This is a genomic window from Mycobacterium gordonae, assembly GCF_017086405.1.
Taxonomy (GTDB): Bacteria; Actinomycetota; Actinomycetes; order Mycobacteriales; family Mycobacteriaceae; genus Mycobacterium; species Mycobacterium gordonae_D.
In genome coordinates this window covers 1236331-1254959 of sequence record NZ_CP070973.1, presented here as the reverse complement: position 1 = coordinate 1254959, position 18629 = coordinate 1236331, and the positions used below count along the sequence as shown (strand labels likewise).

10 protein-coding genes are annotated in these 18629 nt (G+C 67.3%); 1 reads left to right on the top strand and 9 read right to left on the bottom strand.

Annotated elements, in window-relative coordinates; genetic code table 11:
• Positions 1 to 53 precede the first annotated feature (53 nt).
• The 4 genes from JX552_RS05445 to JX552_RS05430 all read right to left on the bottom strand — a co-directional run bounded on the left by JX552_RS05445 (position 54) and on the right by JX552_RS05430 (position 10760).
• Entirely contained in the window at positions 54 to 4004 is a 3951-nt protein-coding gene (locus tag JX552_RS05445) for a DNA-directed RNA polymerase subunit beta' (protein ID WP_205876433.1), read from the bottom strand.
• Positions 4005 to 4048: 44 nt separating this feature from the next.
• Positions 4049 to 7534 carry a DNA-directed RNA polymerase subunit beta gene (gene rpoB, locus JX552_RS05440; protein WP_205878254.1) on the bottom strand — a complete coding sequence of 1162 codons (3486 nt, stop codon included), beginning with the start codon at positions 7532 to 7534 and terminating at the stop codon, positions 4049 to 4051.
• A 573-nt stretch (positions 7535 to 8107) separates the two neighbouring features.
• A complete protein-coding gene (locus JX552_RS05435) occupies positions 8108 to 9112 on the bottom strand; it encodes an ABC transporter ATP-binding protein (RefSeq protein ID WP_205876432.1) in 1005 nt (334 codons plus the stop codon).
• Between the two features lie 130 nt (positions 9113 to 9242).
• On the bottom strand, positions 9243 to 10760 hold the full coding sequence (locus tag JX552_RS05430) for a carotenoid oxygenase family protein (RefSeq protein ID WP_205876431.1): 1518 nt from the start codon (positions 10758 to 10760) through the stop codon (positions 9243 to 9245).
• Positions 10761 to 10843: 83 nt separating this feature from the next.
• On the opposite strand from JX552_RS05430, the gene JX552_RS05425 reads away from it, so the two are divergent.
• Positions 10844 to 11521 carry a TetR/AcrR family transcriptional regulator gene (locus JX552_RS05425; RefSeq protein ID WP_205876430.1) on the top strand — a complete coding sequence of 226 codons (678 nt, stop codon included), beginning with the start codon at positions 10844 to 10846 and terminating at the stop codon, positions 11519 to 11521.
• A gap of 57 nt (positions 11522 to 11578) precedes the next feature.
• Here JX552_RS05425 and rplL read toward each other — a convergent pair whose 3' ends face one another.
• The 5 genes from rplL to JX552_RS05400 all read right to left on the bottom strand — a co-directional run bounded on the left by rplL (position 11579) and on the right by JX552_RS05400 (position 18623).
• On the bottom strand, positions 11579 to 11968 hold the full coding sequence (gene rplL, locus JX552_RS05420) for a 50S ribosomal protein L7/L12 (protein ID WP_205876429.1): 390 nt from the start codon (positions 11966 to 11968) through the stop codon (positions 11579 to 11581).
• A gap of 45 nt (positions 11969 to 12013) precedes the next feature.
• Positions 12014 to 12586 (bottom strand): 50S ribosomal protein L10, encoded by a 573-nt coding sequence (gene rplJ / locus JX552_RS05415; protein WP_205876428.1) that lies wholly within the window; start codon positions 12584 to 12586, stop codon positions 12014 to 12016.
• A 237-nt stretch (positions 12587 to 12823) separates the two neighbouring features.
• Positions 12824 to 13747, bottom strand: coding sequence for an ROK family protein (locus JX552_RS05410; protein WP_205876427.1), 924 nt, complete (start codon positions 13745 to 13747; stop codon positions 12824 to 12826).
• The gene (locus JX552_RS05405) at positions 13747 to 14364 is read right to left on the bottom strand and encodes a DUF7158 domain-containing protein (protein ID WP_205876426.1); all 618 of its coding nucleotides are present in this window, start codon (positions 14362 to 14364) and stop codon (positions 13747 to 13749) included. The genes JX552_RS05410 and JX552_RS05405 overlap by 1 nt, the downstream gene beginning before the upstream one ends.
• Before the next feature lie 74 nt (positions 14365 to 14438).
• The gene (locus tag JX552_RS05400; RefSeq protein ID WP_205876425.1) at positions 14439 to 18623 is read right to left on the bottom strand and encodes a glycoside hydrolase family 38 N-terminal domain-containing protein; all 4185 of its coding nucleotides are present in this window, start codon (positions 18621 to 18623) and stop codon (positions 14439 to 14441) included.
• Positions 18624 to 18629 lie beyond the last annotated feature (6 nt).

The following is an 18629-nucleotide window of genomic DNA, read 5'->3' as shown; positions in this document are numbered from 1 at the left end:
TAGTGCGAGGTCGTGTCGTGAGCACCCCGATCGCCGTCGTCAGCGTCATCGCCCTATCGATAGTCGGAATACCCGTAGTCGTCCAATGGAACCGCGGCACCGGTCGCCTGGCCGAAGTCCGGGCTGTAGTACTGGTCCTCGTACGACGGAATGGTGTATGCGGCGGCCCGGGCCTCCTCGGTCGGCTGCACCTGGATGTTGCGGTACCGGTTGATGCCGGTACCGGCCGGGATCAGCTTTCCGATGATCACGTTCTCCTTCAGACCGTTGAGCTTGTCGCTGCGGCAGTTGATCGCCGCATCGGTCAGCACACGCGTTGTCTCCTGGAACGACGCCGCACTCAGCCACGAGTCGGTGGCCAGCGACGCCTTCGTGATACCCATCAGCACCGGACGACCGGCGGCGGGTTCGCCGCCCTCGGCCACCACCCGGCGGTTCTCCGCCTCGAACTCCGCACGGTCGATCAGAGAACCGGGCAGGAACTCCGTCGCGCCCGAATCGATGATGGTGACCCGGCGCAGCATCTGGCGCACGATGACCTCGATGTGCTTGTCGTGGATCGACACACCCTGCGCGCGGTAGACCTCCTGGACCTCGCGGACCAGGTGGATCTGCACCTCACGCGGGCCCTGCACACGCAGCACCTCGTGCGGGTCGGCCGAGCCCTCCATCAACTGCTGGCCTACCTCGACGTGGTCGCCATGGGCGAGCACCCGCTCGGAACCGTCCTCGTGCTTGAACACCCGCAGGCGCTGACGCTTGGACAGCTTGTCGTAGACCACTTCCTCGCCACCGTCGTCGGGAACGATGGTGATCTTGTAGAAGCGCTCGCCGTCCTCGAGTTGCACGCGACCGGTGACGTCGGCGATGGGCGCCTTGCCCCGGGGCACGCGGGCCTCGAACAGCTCCTGCACACGCGGCAGACCGCCGGTGATGTCCTCACCCACACCACCCTGGTGGAAGGTACGCATGGTCAGCTGCGTACCGGGCTCACCGATGGACTGGGCGGCGACGATGCCGACGGCCTCGCCGATGTCGACCAGCTTGCCGGTGGCCATCGACCGTCCGTAGCAGGTGGCGCAGACACCGGTACCGGTGGTGCAGGTCAGCACCGAACGGACCTTGATCTGCGTGATGCCGGCCGCCAGCAGGGCCTCGATCGACGGGTCGCCGAGGTCCTCGCCGCGCGCGACGATGACATTGCCGGCCTCATCGACCGCGTCGGCGCCCAAAGTCCGTGCGTACGCAGAGGTTTCGATGTACGGGTCACGGATCAGGGTGCCGTCGGGCTGGCGCTCGGCCAGTTCGACGACGATGCCGCGCTCGGTCTGGCAGTCGTGCTCGCGCACGATCACGTCCTGGCTGACGTCCACCAGACGACGGGTCAGGTAGCCGGAGTCGGCGGTACGCAATGCGGTGTCCGCCAGACCCTTTCGGGCGCCGTGGGTGTTGATGAAGTACTCGAGCACGGTCAGGCCCTCGCGGAACGACGACTTGATTGGACGCGGGATGAACTCACCCTTCGGGTTGGTCACCAGTCCCTTCATGCCGGCCAGCGTCCGGGTCTGGGTGAAGTTACCGGTAGCGCCGGACTCCACGATCGTGATGATCGGGTTGTCGCTCGGGTAGTGTTCCCGCAGCGCCTGACCGACCTCGTCGGTGGCTTCCTTCCAGATCTCGACCAGGGCCTCGTTGCGTTCGTCGTGGTTCAGCGCGCCACGCTGGAACTGCTTCTCGACCTTCTCCGCGCGCTCCTCGTAGGCGTCCAGAATCTCCTTCTTGCGCGGCGGAACCAGCACGTCGGCCATCGAGACCGTGACACCGCTGCGGGTCGCCCAGTAGAAGCCGGCGTCCTTGAGCTTGTCCACGGTCTGCGCGACCACGATCATCGGGTAGCGCTCGGCCAGGTCGTTGATGATCGAGGCCTGCACCTTCTTGTGCATCTGCTTGTTCACGAACGGATAGCCCAGCGGCAGCAGCTCGTTGAACAGCACCCGGCCCAGCGTGGTCTCGGCAACCCAGGCGTCACCCGGCTGCCAGCCGTTGGCGCCGAACAGCTCCGCCTCGAGCTCGGCCGGCGGACGCAGCTGGGTCAGCCGCACCTTGATCTTGGCCCGCACCGAGAGCAGGCCGCGGTCGGCGGCCATGATCGCCTCGGCAGGCGAGGAGTAGACCCCGGTCTCCGATTGGTCCGTCGCCGAAGGCTGGAACTCACCCTTGTCTCCGGCAACCTCGGTGGTCAGGAAGTACAACCCGGTCACCATGTCCAGTCGCGGCATGGCCAGCGGACGGCCAGAGGCGGGCGACAGGATGTTGTTCGACGACAGCATCAGGATGCGCGCCTCGGCCTGGGCCTCCGCGCTCAGCGGCAGGTGCACGGCCATCTGGTCCCCGTCGAAGTCGGCGTTGAACGCCTCACACACCAACGGGTGCAGCTGAATGGCCTTGCCTTCCACCAGCATCGGCTCGAAGGCCTGGATACCCAGCCGGTGCAGGGTGGGCGCGCGGTTGAGCAGCACGGGGTGCTCGGCGATGACCTCCTCGAGCACGTCCCACACCTGCGGACGCTGACGCTCCACCATCCGCTTGGCGCTCTTGATGTTCTGCGCGTGGTTGAGGTCCACGAGCCGCTTCATCACGAACGGCTTGAACAGCTCGAGTGCCATCAGCTTGGGCAGACCGCACTGGTGCAGCTTGAGCTGCGGGCCGACCACGATGACCGAACGGCCCGAGTAGTCGACGCGCTTGCCGAGCAGGTTCTGACGGAACCGGCCCTGCTTGCCCTTGAGCAGGTCGGACAGCGACTTCAGCGGACGGTTGCCCGGCCCGGTGACGGGACGGCCGCGGCGGCCGTTGTCGAACAGCGCGTCCACCGACTCCTGCAACATCCGCTTCTCGTTGTTGACGATGATCTCGGGCGCGCCGAGGTCGATCAGCCTCTTGAGCCGGTTGTTGCGGTTGATCACGCGGCGGTACAGGTCGTTGAGGTCAGAGGTGGCGAACCGGCCACCGTCGAGCTGCACCATCGGGCGCAGCTCCGGCGGGATCACCGGGACGGCGTCGAGGACCATGCCCATCGGCGAGTTGCCCGACTGCTGGAACGCGGCGACCACCTTCAGGCGCTTGAGAGCACGAAGCTTCTTCTGGCCCTTGCCACTTCGGATGACCTCACGCAGATTCTCGGCCTCGGCGTCGATGTCGAAGTTCTCGATCAACTTCTGGATCGACTCCGCGCCCATGGCACCGGTGAAGTACTCGCCGTAGCGGTCCTGCAACTCGCGGTAGAGGTTCTCATCCACGATCAGCTGCTTGGGGGCCAACTTGGTGAAGGTGGTCCAGATGTCTTCGAGGCGGTCCAGCTCGCGTTGCGCGCGGTCACGAAGCTGGCGCATCTCGCGCTCGCCGCCGTCGCGCACCTTGCGCTTGGCGTCGGCCTTGGCGCCCTCGGCTTCCAGCTCGGCCAGATCGGCCTCGAGCTTCTGGGCGCGGGCCTCCAGGTCGGCGTCGCGCTGATCCTCGACGGCCTTGCGCTCCACCACCATTTCGGCTTCCAGCGTGGAGAGCTCGTTGTGCCGCATCTCGTCGTCGACCGCCGTGATCACGTACGCGGCGAAGTAGATGATCTTTTCCAGGTCCTTGGGGGCCAGGTCCAGCAGGTAGCCCAAGCGCGAGGGGACGCCCTTGAAGTACCAGATGTGGGTGACCGGGGCGGCCAGCTCGATGTGACCCATCCGCTCACGGCGCACCTTCGCGCGGGTCACCTCGACGCCACAGCGCTCACAGATGATGCCCTTGAAGCGCACGCGCTTGTACTTGCCGCAGTAGCACTCCCAGTCGCGAGTCGGCCCGAAGATCTTCTCGCAGAACAAGCCGTCCTTCTCGGGCTTGAGGGTGCGGTAGTTGATGGTCTCCGGCTTCTTGACCTCGCCGTAGGACCACTGACGGATGTCCTCCGCGGTTGCCAGGCCGATTCGGAGCTCATCGAAGAAGTTGACGTCTAACACGTAACTCCCTTTCCCCTTGCGGGTTTAGTTACCACTAGCTGTATTTACGCAAGATCCTCGACGGACGCGGATTCGTTGCGCGACAAGTTGATTCCCAGGTTGGCGGCCGCCCGCTCGAGGTCTTCGTCCTCGCCTTCGCGCAGCTCGATGGCCGCACCGTCGGACGACAGCACCTCGACGTTGAGGCACAGCGACTGCAGCTCCTTGAGCAGCACCTTGAACGACTCGGGGATGCCCGGCTCGGGGATGTTCTCGCCCTTGACGATGGCTTCGTAGACCTTCACCCGACCGACGGTGTCGTCGGACTTGATGGTCAACAGCTCCTGCAGCGTGTAGGCCGCGCCGTAGGCCTGCATCGCCCAGCACTCCATCTCACCGAACCGCTGGCCACCGAACTGCGCCTTACCACCAAGCGGCTGCTGGGTGATCATCGAGTACGGGCCGGTGGAACGGGCGTGGATCTTGTCGTCCACCAGGTGGTGCAGCTTCATGATGTACATGTAGCCAACCGTCACCGGGTACGGGAACGGCTCGCCGCTGCGCCCGTCGAACAGCACGGCCTTGCCGTCGCCGTTGACCATCACCTCGCCGTCGCGGTTGGGCAGCGTGCAGGACAGTAGGCCCTGCAGCTCCTCTTCCTTGGCACCGTCGAACACCGGGGTCGACACGATCTGGTTCGGCTGAGCATGCCGCAGGCCCTCCGGCAGGTTCGCCGCCCATTCCGGGGCGCCTTCGATGTTCCAGCCGGCCTTGGCCACCCACCCGAGGTGGGTCTCCAGGATCTGGCCGATGTTCATCCGTCGTGGCACACCGTGGGTGTTCAGGATGATGTCCACCGGGGTGCCGTCCGGCATGAACGGCATGTCCTCCACCGGCAGGATCTTGCCGATGACGCCCTTGTTGCCGTGCCGTCCGGCCAGCTTGTCGCCGTCGGAGATCTTGCGCTTCTGCGCGACGTAGACCCGAACCAGCTCGTTGACCCCGGCGGGCAGTTCGTCGTCGTCTTCGCGGGAGAACACCCGGATGCCGATGACCTTGCCGGACTCACCGTGCGGCACCTTCAGTGAGGTGTCGCGGACCTCGCGGGCCTTCTCGCCGAAGATGGCGCGCAGCAGCCGCTCCTCCGGGGTCAGTTCGGTCTCCCCCTTCGGAGTGACCTTGCCGACCAGGATGTCGCCGTCGCGGACCTCCGCGCCGATGCGCACGATGCCGCGCTCGTCCAGGTCCGCCAGCACCTCGTCGGAGACGTTCGGGATGTCCCGGGTGATCTCCTCGGCGCCCAGCTTGGTGTCCCGGGCGTCGATTTCGTGCTCCTCGATGTGAATCGAGGTCAGCACGTCCTCTTCGACGAGGCGGTTGGACAGGATGATGGCGTCCTCGTAGTTGTGACCCTCCCACGGCATGACCGCCACCAGCAGGTTCTTGCCCAGGGCCATCTCACCGTTTTCGGTGCAGGGCCCGTCGGCGATCACCTGGCCGGCTTCCACCCGGTCGCCGGCGTCCACGATCGGCGACTGGTTGGCGCAGGTGCCGTGGTTGGAGCGGGCGAACTTGCGCATCCGGTAGGTGCGCCGGGTGCCCACGTCGTGCATGACGGTGATGTAGTCGGCCGACACCTCTTCGATGATGCCGGCCTCCTCGGCGACGACGACGTCGCCGGCGTCGATCGCCGCACGCAGCTCCATGCCGGTGCCCACCAGCGGCGCCTCGCTGCGCACCAGCGGAACCGCCTGGCGCTGCATGTTGGCGCCCATCAGGGCACGGTTGGCGTCGTCGTGCTCGAGGAACGGAATCATCGCGGTCGCCACCGACACCATCTGGCGCGGCGAGACGTCCATGTAATCCACCTCGGACGAGGGCACGTACTCCACCTCGCCCGCCTTCCGGCGGACCAGAACGCGCGGTTCAGCAAACCGGCCGCTCTCGTCGATCGGCGAGTTGGCCTGCGCCACCACGTGGCGGTCCTCCTCGTCGGCGGTCAGGTAGTGGATCTCATCGGAGACCACACCGTCGACCACCTTCCGATAAGGCGTCTCGATGAAGCCGAACGGGTTGACCCGCGCGTACACCGAAAGCGAGCCGATCAGACCGATGTTCGGGCCTTCGGGCGTCTCGATCGGGCACATGCGGCCGTAGTGCGACGGGTGGACGTCACGGACCTCCAGCCCCGCGCGCTCACGGGACAGACCGCCCGGCCCCAGCGCCGACAGACGACGCTTGTGGGTGAGGCCCGACAGCGGGTTGTTCTGGTCCATGAACTGCGAGAGCTGGCTGGTGCCGAAGAACTCCTTGATCGCGGCGACGACCGGCCGGATGTTGATCAGGGTCTGCGGCGTGATCGCCTCGACGTCCTGGGTGGTCATCCGCTCGCGGACGACACGCTCCATGCGGGACATGCCGACCCGGATCTGGTTCTGGATCAGCTCGCCGACGGTACGCAACCGGCGGTTGCCGAAGTGGTCGATGTCGTCGGTCTCCACCGGCACCTCGCTGCCACCCGGGACCGTCATCGTGTGCTGGCCCTCGTGCAGACGGACCAGGTACTCGATGGTGGCGACGACGTCCTCTTCGGTCAGCGTGGAGCTGGTGATCGGCTCGCCGGCGTGCAGGCCGAGTTTCTTGTTGACCTTGTAGCGACCGACACGGGCCAGGTCATAGCGCTTCTCCTTGAAGAACAGGTTCTCCAGCAGGGTCTGCGCGGACTCCTTGGTGGGCGGTTCGCCCGGACGCAACTTGCGGTAGATGTCCAGCAGCGCCTCGTCGGTGCCTGCGGTGTTGTCCTTCTCCAGGGTCCCCATCATGATCTCGGAGAAACCGAACCGCTCGTGGATCTGCTCGTTGGTCCAGCCGAGGGCCTTGAGCAGCACGGTGACGGGCTGGCGGCGCTTGCGGTCGATACGCACGCCGACGGTGTCGCGCTTGTCGACGTCGAACTCCAGCCAGGCGCCACGGCTGGGGATCACCTTGACGCTGTGCAGCATCTTCTCGGTGGACTTGTCGATCGTCTCGTCGAAGTAGACACCGGGCGAGCGGACCAGCTGGCTGACCACGACACGCTCGGTGCCGTTGATGATGAAGGTGCCCTTCTCGGTCATCATTGGGAAGTCACCCATGAACACCGTCTGGCTCTTGATCTCGCCGGTGTTGTTGTTGATGAACTCGGCCGTGACGAACAGCGGAGCCGCGTACGTCATGTCCTTGTCTTTGCACTCATCGACGGGCGCCTTGACCTCGTCAAAGCGCGGGTCGGAGAACGACAGCGACATCGAGCCGGAGAAGTCCTCGATCGGTGAGAGCTCGTCGAGCACCTCTTCGAGGCCGCCCTTGGGGGTGACCTCGCCGCGCTCCAGCGCGCGCTCCCGCCAACCCTGCGAGCCGATCAGCCACTCGAACGAGTCGGTCTGAACGTCAAGCAGCCCCGGAACCTCAAGCGGTTCACGGAGCTTGGCGAAAGAAACGCGGTTCGGCGCCCCAGGTACGGAGTTGTTTGAGCTCTGGCGGAAATCAGCCAAGATGCATCCTTCCAGCACCTCGTGCGACCAACGAGAGCTAGAAGTGAAAGCCGGTGCGACCCGGTGCCCACCAAAGCCTGTTCGCCGCAGATAATTGTGTCGGTTCGGCTGGCGGACGAACTGTCCGGAACTCACGCACGCAACTGAAGCTGAGCCGCGGGTGGACTCAGGCTAAGACCACGGTGTCGTTAGCGGCCAAGAGGCGATTGTGAGGTGGGCAGGAAGTAGCCAGCGCAACGTCCAACAATAGCGCAGACGCGCGCATTCCTCAAATACCCACGACAACTAGCAGTCATACGCCGTCCTTGGACTTGTGACGACCGATGGCGCTGGCTGGCGACCTCGAGTTGCCCGTGGACAGATACGACACATGCTGCCCAACAGATTGACCCGTTTAGGCCTCGTCGTCAAGGGGTGCACGCGGCAAGTTGTGGGAAGTTGTGGTTAATTACCTGCTGCCCACCGGGCGCGTGAACGGCGCAAGACGCCAGCGTGCAGCCGTCGTACCGAATCCCGTGTCGGCGGTAAAAATCCCACCGAGGGCAATTCGTCAGAGGAGCCGTGCCCCGGGCGCATAACGCCCCGCAGGGATCAGAACTCGTGCGCCTGGTACTTGTGCGTGCCCTCGAGGTCGTCGAGGATTGCCGCCTGGGCGTCCTTGGGCAGCGTGTGCAGCATGGCCCGCACCCGGGCCTGACGACGGGCCACCGCTTTACGCTCCGGCATGCCGGGCGACGCCACGATCTGCGGCGGTACGCCCTCGATCTCCTCGACACCACCGGCGTGCTGACCGGCGTCCAGCGCGGCCTGCTCTTCGGCCATGGTGGCCTCGTCCTTCTCTTCGGACATGCCGATCGGGCCGATCCGGCGGCCGTTGAGGAACTGCCGCACCACCGGCTCGTCGCTGGTCAGCAGCACCTCGCGCGGGCCGAACATGACCAGGTGCTTGCGGAAGAGCATGCCCATGTTGTCCGGCACGGTGCGGGCGATGTTGATGTTGTGCGTCACGATCAGGATGGTCGCGTCGATCTGGGCGTTGATGTCCATGATCAGCTGGCTCAGGTACGCGGTACGGACCGGGTCCAGACCGGAGTCGGGCTCGTCGCAGAGGATGATCTGCGGGTCCAGCACCAGGGCCCGGGCCAGGCCGGCACGCTTGCGCATACCACCGGAGATCTCACCGGGGAACTTCTTCTCGTCGCCGCCAAGACCCACCATCGTCAGTTTCTCCATGACGATGTCGCGGATCTCCTTTTCCTTCTTCTTGGTGTGCTCGCGCAACGGGAACGCGGTGTTGTCGTAGAGGTTCATCGAACCGAACAGCGCGCCGTCCTGGAACAGCACGCCGAACAGGGTGCGGATCTCGTAGAGCTCTTTGGCCGAGCATTCGATGATGTCGGTGCCGTCGATGATGATCGATCCGCGCTCCGGCCGCAGCAGCCCGATCAGTGACTTCAGGAAAACCGACTTGCCGGTACCCGACGGGCCCAGGAGAACGCTGACCTCCCCGGACGGGATCTCGAGCGTGACGTCTTCCCAGATCCTCGAGGATCCGAAGGACTTCGTGAGTCCGTTGACCTCGATGCTGACGCCCATGGGAAATCCTTCCGTCAACGCGCAAATTCGCCACCAGGCCCCGTGTGGCTTGAGTCACTGTAGCGCACGCCTGCTGCGCCACATCAGGGTTGGGAAGATAACAATCTTCCAGGCGTCCTGATCAGCCCCGTCAGTCCCGCGGCGCCCAGTTACCGTGGAAGCCCATCGGCACGCGCTGGGGCAGATGCACGGTCGCCACCGACTGCAACGTCTGGGCGTCCAGCAGCAGCAACTGACCCTCGTCGTGGCCGCGGTGATAGCCGTAACCCATCAGAATGCCGTCGTCTTCCGCCGTGGCGCCCGCGCCGCTCCCCGGGTTGGGGACGAACGACATCTCGCCGATCACAAGTTCGGGGTCGAGCGCGGCGACCTCACTGGATCCGGTCGCGTAATCGTGCTTGTACAGCGCGGTCACCATCGGCGTTCCCTGCTCTTCAGCGAGGTAGCCGTCGTCGACCCCGACGGCGTAGCCGAACCGGTGTTGAGCGCCGGTCAGCGTCTCATTGATCCGGGGGAACTCCTGCGGCCGGTCGTCGCGACGGTCGGTTGACACCGATCCGGTCGCCAGATTGATCGTCCAACGCTCCAGCATCGGCCGGGTCTCTCCGGGTCCACGGCGGTCGCGATCGAACATCCGCGGGTAACTGACCACGTCAAGAATTAGGTATTCAGAACCGTTGCGGATCTCGGAGTACGCGTTGAGCGGGTGGTAGACGTAGCACGGCTCGATGTCGAACCAGCGGACGTCCCGGTTGGTGCCCTCGCGGGGCATCACCCCGATACGGGCCGGATACGACGGGTTCCACGCATAGGGCATGCGGTCGGTCGGCTTGGGGTTGCGGTTGAGCCTGGCGGCGATCGGACTCGGCACCCGGACCCGCCCCACCAGCGCCTGCATCACCAGTTGGGCGGGCACACCCATCCAGCGCGGCACCTTCACCGGCAGCAACTGCCCCGGGTCGAACGTGACGGGCAGGTCATAGATGACCACGTACTTATCGGTGAGAGAGAAGTCATGCATCATCGGCGATCCGCCCACCTGAATGTCGACGGTGCGACGGGCGCGCCCCTGGGTGTCGATCACGGAGTACTGCACCGTTCGTCCGCGGGCGAACGAATAGGAGACGGCGTGCAGTTCGCCGGTGTGCGGGTCGCGGTGCGGGTGGGCGGTGTAGCCGCCGTACAGCGTGCCGTCGAAGTCGCAGGTGCCGACGGTGTCCAGTTCCTCAGTGAGCTCGTAGTTGGCCACGCCGCCCTCCACCAGCGCCAGCGTGCGGCCGGCGTGGGCCAACACACTGGTGTTGGCGCCCAGGGCCAGCAGGCCCGCCCGCGGGTCCAGCCGAGACGGAGCGGGCTCACCGAGTTGGGCGGCCACCGACGCGCTACGCACCCAACGGTTGCGATACCAGCGGGCCTGCCCGTCCTGCAGCGCCACGCCATGGACCATGCCGTCGCCGCTGAACCAGTGGTAGATCGCCCGGTCCACCTCCCCGGCCGGGTTGGGACCGTTGCGCAGGTAGCGCCCGTCCAGGTGCTCGGGTATCCGTCCGGTCACCCGCAGGTCGGCGGCGGTGACTTCGGCCGAAACCGGGGCCAGGAAGTCCTCGAGGTAGGGGTTCCGGGTCTCAGCCGTCTTCATCGCCGTCATCTCCGAGCTCCTATAACATTGTTATTTCAGTGTTATAGAAACCGTACGCCGACGGCGCGAAGATGGCAATATTGTCTGGCGAGATGACTTCCGAACCGAACACGCGCAACGTCCGCGACGAGATGCTGCACGCCGCCGTGGACCTGCTCAACGAGCACGGGCCTGACGCGCTGCAGACCCGCAAGGTGGCCAGAGCCGCGGGAACGTCGACGATGGCCGTCTACACCCACTTCGGCGGGATGCGCGACCTCATCGCCGCGGTCGCGGAAGAGGGACTGCGGCAGTTCGCTATCGCGCTGACAGTCCCCGAGACCGACGATCCGGTCGCCGATCTGATGGCCGTCGGCGCCGCGTATCGGCGCTACGCGATCGAGCGACCGCACATGTACCGGTTGATGTTCGGCAGCACCAGCGCACACGGCATCAAGGCCCCGGCCGGCAACGTCCTGTCACTGACACTTGCGGAGATCGAGCAGCAGGAATCCAGCTTCTCGCAGGTGGTCCGCGCGGTGCACCGGTCGATGCTCGCCGGCCGGATCACAGCCGCTGCCCCAGACGACGACGCCGCCGTGGTGGCGACGGCCGCCCAATTCTGGGCGCTGATCCACGGCTTCGTGATGCTGGAGCTGGCCGGGTTCTACGGCGACGACGGTGCGGCGCTACCGGTGCTGGCCGGGATGACCACCAATCTTCTTGTCGCGCTGGGCGATTCAACCGACCGTGTGCACCGGTCACGGCAGGCGCTGCTCGCGTTCCGCTGAGTGCGGACAAGCGAAAGCCCCCGGCGCCGTTGGGCGCCAGGGGCTTCGCGCACTGAACTACTTGACGGTGACGCTGGCGCCAGCGGCCTCGAGCTTGGCCTTGGCCTCGTCGGCGGCCTCCTTGGAGACCTTCTCGAGGAGCGGCTTGGGAGCGCTGTCAACCAGGTCCTTGGCCTCCTTGAGGCCCAGGCCGGAGACGATCTCACGCACCACCTTGATGACGCCGATCTTCTTCTCACCGGCACCCTCGAGGATCACATCGAACTCCGACTGCTCCTCGGCGGCCTCAACCGGAGCCCCGCCACCGCCACCGGGCGCGGCGACGGCGACCGGGGCGGCCGCGGTGACCTCGAAGGTCTCCTCGAACTTCTTGACGAAGTCCGACAGCTCCAACAGGGTCATTTCCTTGAAGGCGTCGAGCAGGTCGTCGCTGGAGATCTTTGCCATGGTGTTTTCCTCCTGAATTTCGTGAGTTTCTCGGGTTTGTGGGGGTTATTCGGCGGCTTCGGGGGTTGCCTCGGCGGCCGGAGCTTCAGCTGCCGCGGGGGCGTCGGCCCCCTTCTTCTCCTGCAGGGCAGCCAGCAGTCGGGCCATCTGGGAGGCCGGTGCATTGAACAGCCCGGCGGCCTTGGCGAGATTGCCCTTCATCGCGCCGGCCAACTTGGCCAGCAGCACCTCGCGGGACTCCAGGTCCGCGATGCGCTCGACCTCGGCGACGGTCAGCGGGTGACCGTCCATGTAGCCGCCCTTGATGACCAGCGCCTTGTGGTCCTTGGCGAAGGTCTTGAGGGCCTTGGCCGCATCGACGGGCTCGCCACTGACGAACGCGATGGCCGTCGGGCCGGCGAACAACTCGTCGAGGCCCTCGATGCCGGCCTCCGACGCCGCCCGCTTGATGAGGGTGTTCTTGGCCACCGCGTAGGTGGTCGACTCCCCCAGCGAACGGCGCAGCTCGGCCAGGTTGGCCACCGACAGACCGCGGTACTCGGTGATGACCGTCGCCGTCGAGGCCTTGAAGTGCTCGGTGATTTCTGCGACGGCGGTGGCCTTGTCAGCCCTGGCCATGCATACCTCCTACAAAAGTGGTGGCCACCGGAGGAACGACGAACGCCCCGGCGCAGGATGCGGCCGGGGCGTGAAATGCGCCGGCACGCGGGCCGGCGATGATGCCTCGTCCTCCTGCGTGGGCCGCCGGGATGTTCCCGGACCTTCAACCGATTTACTCGGTGACCGACGGTCTTTGGTGGATCGGCCACCACAATAGCCTGGGGGCGCGCGATCAGCCAAAACGGCCCGGCGCGCTTACAGTCCGGCGAGGCGGGCAGCGCCGATCAAACCGGCCTCGCCACCGAGTTCGGCCGGCACCACCCGCAGGCCGGTCAGGAAATTCAGCCCCGTGTACTCCACCAAGGCAGTGCGCAACGGGTCGAACAGCAGGCCGCCGGACTTGGCCACTCCCCCACCGATGACGACCAGGTCCAGGTCACACACGGCGCCCACCGAGGCGATCATCGCGGCCAGCGCCCGAGTGCCCCGGGCAAACGCCCGCAGCGCCACCTCGTCGCCTGCCGCCGCCGCCTGGGACAGTTCCCGGGCTCCGGCGCCGGGCGGCGCCGACCAGCCGTTGGCCCGCGCCCAGCGCGTCATCGACGGACCTGAAGCGATCGTCTCCACACAGCCGCGGGCGCCGCATGCGCAGGGGAGCCCGTCCGGTTCGACCACCACGTGACCGACGTGACCGGCGTTGCCGGTGCGGCCGGTGTACGGCACGCCGTCGAGCACCAGACCCCCGCCGACGCCGGTAGACACCACCATGCCCAGCAGGAAGCCGGCGCCGCGGCCGGCGCCGATCCAGTGCTCGCCCAATGCCATGCAGACGCCGTCACCGCCCAATCGGACCGGCACGCCCGGCACCACGGCCATCACGCGATCGCGCAGCGGGAAACCGCGCCAGGCCCCGATGTTGACCGGGCTCACGCTGCCGGTCGCCAGGTCGACGGGACCGGCCGAGGCGATCCCCACCGCCGCCACCGTCCCTCCGGCCGCATCCAACGCGTCAGCGATCATCGCCGCGACCGCATCCCAAACCTGTTCAGCCGCAACGCCCGCGGGTGTGGGACAGGTGGCGTTGTAGACCAGCGTGCGGCCGGGGTCGGCCAGGGCGGCGGGGTCGGCGAGCCCGGCGGCGATCTTGGTGCCCCCGATATCGAGGCAGAGGGTGAGCATCAGTGCCGGTGGGTGTTGTCGGGCTGGCACGGATCGCCGGGATGTTCGTAGCCGGGCGCGAGCCGCACCAAGGCGGCATGGCGGGCATCGAGCCAGACGCGAAATGTCCGGCGGCGCGCGGCCCCCAACAGGTGCTGGGCGATCGCCGATCGCACCTCTTCCAGCGGCGGATCACCGACCGGAGGTTCGCGCCAGCCGTGGCTTCCGACACGCGACTGCGCGAACCGCAGCGGGTTGCGGGCGTGGTAGGCGGCCACGTCGCCGGCGCTGATCTCGACGCCTGCGGTGACGTCGGCGAACAGGGCGCGTGCCCGTGGGTCGGCCAGTGCGGCCGCAGCGATGCTGCCGATCTCGAGTCGGGCGGTCGCGTCGGGCAGCAGGTCGATCTCGGTCGGGGCGTCGGCACCGTCGAGGCCGCGGGCGGCCGCCTCAGCGGCGACCAACCGCTCGGTGACGATCAATTGAGTCAGCCAGCGCCGCAGCTGGCGGCCCTCACTGGTGCCCGGCGCGGGCAGCGCGTTCGCCTGCGGACCGCCGCGCAGCCGAGTCTCGCGGGCATCGACGTCGGCGACAGCCACGGCGGCACCGGCCACGGTTGCTACACAGTCGGGTTTCACGCGCCGCTCCTCCTCATCGCTTCGTCCCCCGCAGGCGGGAGGTGCCCCCATTGCATCGTCGCCGGAGGGCGGGTTCATGTCACCATCACTTTCACCGCAGGCGAATAGATCAGCCGGCCCGCACATCCCACCCGGACCAGAGCCCACCACTGTCCCGGGTCCAGCCACGGCGGCGGACTGACGTCGAAGGCGAGTTCGACGCTGCCCTGCGCCGGCAGGTCGGCGCCCAGCACCGCCGGTCCCATCCACTCCCAGGTCCCCCAGGGGCTGATCAAGTGCGCTTCAACCGCCAGATCGGCGCGGACACGGCTGCCGATCGTCACCGACAGACGCGCCGCGGCGCCCGCGGCCAGTTCCACGTCGGCGGGACCCTCTTCGAGGTAGACGAACTCGCCCGGCTCACCCCCGATGTCGACGAACGCCACATCCTCGACCACCTGCCGCCAAGCGGCCGGCACCTCTGGCTCCGTGACCCGCAGCTGGGCCCGAACCGGATAGCGCCCGTCCGGCGCATGACCCGGTATTCCCAGGACGACGTCGGTTTCCAGGTGCGCTCCCGCGTCCAGCGTGAACGGCAACTCCACCGGGGCGACCGACCAGCCGTCCGGGCACAGGACGTCGACAATGCCGCCGAGCGCGACATCGGTGCAGTCGCTGGCCACCGTCAGTCGCAACGTCACCTCCCGCAGGTCCGCACCGGGGTCGACACTCACCTGGGTGGGGTGCAGGTGGCCGACCACCGGCAGCCCACCCAGCGGGGCGGGACCGCGGTTGTGCAGCCAGTAGCGCGCGTAAAGCGGTTGGGCCGGCTCAGACTCCGGGGCCAATTCCACCGGGTCGTTGCGGATTTCGGCGATGTCCAGCCGCGCCAGTACCGTCGCCACCTGGTAACCGTGCAGATCGATGAGGCGTCTACGGCGTTCGGGTTCCTCCAGCAGGTTCGCCTCGGCGAGCCCACGCAGGGTGCCCAGATCCGAGCCGACGGCGACCCGCGCGCCGGCGCCGGTCGATTCCACCAGACGCAACGCGACCTGGCCGGCCGCGACGGGTTGTACGCTGCCGGCCGCCAGCGGGTTCCCGGCGGCCTTCAACGCACCCAGCTGCACCGATTCGGCCGGCTCGACATGCAGGAGCGAGCCCTTCGCCGGCAACACGCCGTGGTGCCCGCGCGGGGTGATCGCCAGCAGTGGATTGGCGAACTGCGCACTGCGGGCCGGGAGTCGGGTTTGCCGCCAGTCGCCGTCGCCGCAGATCAGCGCGTAGTCGAAATCGTGTGTCCAGTGCTGGAGCTGGAAGTTGGAGCCGTCGGGCGCGGTGCGGCGGGGTTCGTCGATCCAGGTCCCGGACGGCCAGCCGGTGCAGGACCTCATCAGCGCGGTGTGCAGTGTCCCGTCGGTTTCGACGGCAAAACTCGGTACGCCGCGGTTGAGCAGGGCGACCGTGTAGTCCTCGAAGGGCTCCGGTATCGGCGCAACATGCTGTGCGACAACGATTTCAGCGTCGTTGAGGTCATCGACGAGGGCCGCGATCGCGGCGGTCAGGTTCCGAGCGCCGCTGCCGTCGACGATCAGCACCGGCAGCGCACGCGATCCTCGCAGGTCGGCGTCGGGGACCAATACGTCCGCCAAGTGCGCCGCTGCCGGCACCCAGACCCGCGCCCGGCCCGTTTCGGCCAGCTGCCGCTCGAGCTCGGCGGTGTACTGCGGGCCGGCTTCGGAGAGCACGGCCTTGGTGAACGCATTGCGGGCGGGTCCGCCCAGCGCGATGCGGACGTCCGGGAGGTTGGAGTCGACGTCGAGGTTGCCGTAGCGCGGTTTTTCGGCGCCGCTGCAGGTAGCCGTCACCCCCGCGCGCACCAGTGCGACCATGAGTTCGCGGGCGATCGCGCCCGCGCGCGATTCCGAAGGAGCCACTACCTCGGCCACCGATATCGCTCGGCTGTCGTTGCCGATGCGGACCCGGGCCGCCGAGGACAACCCGAACCAGCCATAGGCAGGGTTGTCCAGCGTCCACAGGTGTTCCCCGGTGTCCACCGACCGGAGGCCCGGGGCACCGGCGCAGTGCAGCAACGCGAAACCGCGCCCGACCACCGCGTCCCCGACCTCGCTGACCGGCATGGCGCCGGCTACCGGACACGGCCACCGCAGCCGCACCAGCCGGTCTTCGCCCGCGAAATCGTCGATGGTGGTGCGGCAGTCGACGCGGTCGGTGCCGCGCCACAAGATCGTGGTCTGGGTGTAGCTGAGCAGCTCACCGATCCGGCCCCGGACCACCAACCGCTCACCGAGGGGTCCGCGGTAGGCCTGCACGGTGGCGTGAAATTCCGAGCTGCCGACCACCGGTCCGCGCGGCAGCAGGTGCCACGGTCCTTCTCCCTGGGTCGGGTGCGACGCATATTCCTGGTAGACCGCGATTTCGTTGCCCACCCGACCACCCGCGATCAGCTCCCGGTCGCCCCGGATCAGCGACGCCACCGCCCCGCCGCGATGTGGGTCCGCGGTGAGCCGGTAGTACTCGTTGGCGATCTGCGTCCCGGCGACCGGCCGCCATCCCGGGGCGGACTCCGCCGGGACCAGCCGATAGGTCCGCCATCCCAGCGACGGCACGTCCCGGGCCGGCCATGTCACCGAACATCCGTCGTGCTCGACGTGGACGGGCAGCTCGGCGCCGTCGCAGTCCAGCACCCGCACGCCGGCCGGGCACGGCGGGTCCAGCCGGGCCGTGACGATGTCGGTGCGCGGCTGCGTCGTCGGGTTCCACACCACCACCGAGTCACCTGCGTCGGCCACCAGACCGGACAGCACCTGCAACGCGTTGTCGCGGCAGGTGCGGCCCAACTCCCACGCGTCTCGCCAGCCCGTGAGCAGATCGAGATACACCTGGTCGGATTCCGAGCCGGTGATGGCGTCGTGGTGAGCGCCATAAGCCAGCTGCACCCAAGCCTTGGCGAACGCGGCCTGGGGGTACGGCGCACCGGTCAGCACGCCGGCGAAGACCGCGAACCGCTCGGCGTCCAGCACCGCGTTCTCGGCCGCCCGGTTGGCCTGCTTGGTGTCGATGTACGACACGTCCTTGCCGGTGTAGATCGGGTTCATGTCACGGGTCTGCGGCGACGGGTCCACCCCGCGTCCAGCGAGTTCGGCGCGCACCGCCGCAAAGAACTCCCGCGGCAGCCCGCACACGAACCGCGGCCAGGTGTAGCGCGAGGCCCAGTCGCGGTGGATCTCGGTGACCCACTTGTTCGGCGGGGTGTAGTCGGTGCCGACCGGCAGCAGCACGTTGCGGGTCAAGGCGACCCTTTTCAGTTGCTCGAACAGCGCGTAGGTGGCTTCCTCGGCCTCGGCCAATGTGGTCGAGGAGTCCATCCACCAACCCGCCGAGTAGTGCGCGGGCATGTAGTGGGTGAGCAGGCCGCGCCCGGAGGGCGAGATCCATTCGAACTCGCTGGAGAACTGCATCCGGTCCACGTCGCCCCCGGAGGCCGGGCCCCACTGGTGGTGTGGCCCGCGAGCCCACGAACTCGACGTCAGCCCGGCGTCGGCGGCCATCCCCGGGAATTGCGGGTCATGCCCGAACACGTCGAGCTGCCACGCGGTAGCCGGGTCGGCGCCCAGCACGTCGCGCTGAAAACCGATGCCGTGCACGAGGTTTCGGATGGTCGTTTCGGGGCTGGTGAGATTGGTGTTCGGCTCGTTGTAGGTGCCGCCCATCACTTCGACCCGCCCCTGCGCCAGAAACCTGCGCAGGTCGGCGCGGTCCTCGGGGCGGGTGTCCCAGTAGGGCTTGAGGTAATCGACTTCGGCGAGCACGAATTTGTACTCCGGCTCGCGGCGAGCCATTTCCAGATGGGCGTGCACCAACTCGAAGCCGTTGGTCTGACGGGCGCGCCCAGGGGGGTCCTCGTGCCATTCGCTGGTGTAGGCCCCTTGGGTGTTCCACCAGACCGGGTCGTAATGGAAGTGGCTGACCATGAACATCGTCCAGCCAGGTTCGGCCACCACGAATTCGAAAGTCAGGCTGACGTCGGCCGCATCCACCCGCGCGGCGATCCGCGCTCCGACGATCGGACGCTCCACCGAGACCGCAACCTCGACCACCTCGTCCCCGCGCGCCGCCACCGCCTCACCCCGCAGGCCGGCACCGTCGACGCGTAACGTCGTGGGCCCGGTACAGCCGGCCACACCGACGCGAACCAGTTGCAGCGGTCTATCCGGCGGGCCTACGAAAAGTTCGGTCGATGCCGCCGAAACCAGTTGCATGACCGC